Consider the following 2,454-nt stretch of genomic DNA (forward strand, 5'->3'; position numbering starts at 1 on the left):
GTTGATACCCGCTTCAGAATGTCTCGCCGCGTCACATCAGCCAGAGCAGCAAAAATTTTATCAAGGGCTACATTTGATTCAACCATATAGTTGAATGATATTCAAAGATACAGATCGTGTCAAGTGACGAGGCGGACAACTTTTACTTCTGTCTTGGGCAAATTCTACCTGAAGTCACATACAATTTTGGGTGTTACTTCCATTGTGCTTCCAGGCGATCGCCCAAGAGGATAATTGGCAACCTTTTAATGATTTAGTGAGACAAATATAGTCTAGGCAATAGTTTTGGCTTTATTTACAAGTAAGGAGACTCTGATCTTTTTACTCGGATCGTAGCAACACATACAAATTTTTTTGATTCCCACGCATGAGGCGAAAATTTTCGTCTAAATAGGTAATATCTGTCCAGCCATTAAAGGAGAGTGTTGATTCCAAAGGCGACTGATTATCGACTCCTAAAGCTTTACGAAAACTAGAGTCGGTCAAATCATTGCTTACACTTTTAACGGATGTTTCTACAAAATCAATATTGAGACGTTTAGAATCTTCTACTGTGTAACGCCCTTCAACTATAGTAATACCTAAAATACCAGACAATAGAGTAAATTCAATTAGGTTATTGTATTGCTGACCAGCTGTATAAACTTCTTGAAAGATCCCAGTAACGCTGATAGCCACATTCGGGAGTTTACCAAAAGAAACACGTTGTAGAGTAGTTTCTTGTTCTAAGCCAAATGTACTGTACAAGAGCCGCCAGCGCCCTTGAACCAACTCAAGATGGTTTGTTGGTTCAGTAGTAGGATTTACAGCCTCAAGCGATCGCGCTAATGTCTCGATTTGCAATGCGGCTGTTGGAGTATAGTTAAACCCAATGTCACTAGCTTCTGAAATAGAAATCAGTTCTTGTTTGAGATTTACCAATTCGCTAACCATAATTTGGTCTAAAAAAACCTTTTTAGCTCGTGAAAACGGCACAAGATATCACTCTTTGCTATTAACCGTAGATTCTATCACAGTACGTCTTTTTTATACTGTAAAAACGACGTTTTACCTTACTTGTGTGAACTTCTACAACCTCATCTAAGTGTTTAGAGCCGAATGGCACGCTTGTTAAGCTGAAGGGTAAGCGGCGTAAGGATGCTCCAGGGGCAGGAGTGCTCTTGTGCAGAGGGGAATTTCTAAATATCTGTTCCTATGCCTAAAATTTCTTCTTTTTCCCCTGCTCAAAAGCTCCTCTGCACAAGAGCTGCCTCAACGATTTTCCCTTTACAAGCGTGCTATAGCCTCATTTACTCTCGCTGGTAGTGTCCGTATTAGGCGGCTATAAAAGGACACTCCTCATTCTCTACTCATATCTGCCCTGCTTTAACCAAATACCATCCCGCAGCGGAATTTTACCTGCAAGCGATACCTTCTCTTCGCCTATCGGAGACACTTCGTGAACGAGAGGCAATGCCTTCGGCACGTCTTATCTACGAGACACACTCGCGTTCGACGAACGCCACCGGTTCATGGCGGGTACGCCATCGCAGAGTCGAGATATATGCAATTCTTTTGACTTTATTAAATTACTACCCAGGTAAAACAGGTAAAAAATGGGTAGTTCTCCGCTATCTTTAAGCAAGCGATTCCGGGATGATTATTTCTATAGAAAAGCGCTGGCACAAATTTTCGGCTGGCATTTAATAAACCCCATATAAAGCAAAGCCCTGAACTTTTATCGGGGCTTTTTAAATTTAACCTCATCAATTGCAACAAGTGTTGAGTTCTATTCTTTCATTGAAGCGATAAGCCATTCCGGCAACGTCTTCTCTACCAGACGCAGTTCGCGTTCGCTTACCGCTTTCATACAATGAGGTAGTTTTTGAATTGTTGCATTAACAATCAAGTTTACTTTGGCTGTCTCCATACAAGGTTGTACTCCCTTTCAACAGCCGCCAGCAGCTTTGCCTGCAAGGATGACAGATAAGGTTTAGCTTGCTTACCCAACCCCTGCAACAGCCAATCCACAGAAGAGTCACGGCTGGCCACTTGATGCAACTGCCGTAACCTCGCACACAACTGCTGCATAAAAAAGCAATCTTCATCAAGTAATTTCAGTGATTTCATCTGTTCGATTTTTACGGTGTAGTCACCGTCCCAGGTCTGGACTGTACAACTGTATTCTCCAGCATGGCTAACTACTCCCCAATAACCCGCTTTACCTCTCAAGTCTGGGTTATCTTTGGGCAGAAGAATGCATATTTCACCAATATGGTAAGGATTGGGTACTTTCGTGCTTTCGCGTATCCTATCCACAACATCTTTCACTATCCGACCAGATGGAATCTTATTGCCCGCTTGCTTTACTGCCTGTTGCCATACATTCGCTTGTACAGCCGGTTCCAACTCAGCTTTTGCCAAAAACCGCAGTTGTCGTTCGTTGGTCGGCATTGGAATTTGCTGACCATTGGT

Annotated in this window: 2 protein-coding genes and 1 pseudogene; all 3 read right to left on the reverse strand. The window is 42.5% G+C overall.

The annotated features are described in order from the left end of the window. Window positions 1-321 precede the first annotated feature (321 nt). Window positions 322-975: a PAP/fibrillin family protein gene (locus tag H6G26_RS40880; protein WP_347242611.1), complete on the reverse strand. Its 654-nt coding sequence runs from the start codon at window positions 973-975 to the stop codon at window positions 322-324. 793 nt (window positions 976-1,768) lie between these two features. Beyond that, complete coding sequence (locus H6G26_RS40885) at window positions 1,769-1,909, reverse strand: hypothetical protein (RefSeq protein ID WP_190737772.1); 141 nt, start codon at window positions 1,907-1,909, stop codon at window positions 1,769-1,771. Further along, window positions 1,891-2,454, reverse strand: a pseudogene (locus H6G26_RS40890) (hypothetical protein); the annotation flags it as partial. The gene H6G26_RS40885 and the pseudogene H6G26_RS40890, both read right to left, overlap by 19 nt.

This window comes from Nostoc sp. FACHB-888 (assembly GCF_014696655.1).
Lineage (GTDB): Bacteria > Cyanobacteriota > Cyanobacteriia > Cyanobacteriales > Nostocaceae > Nostoc.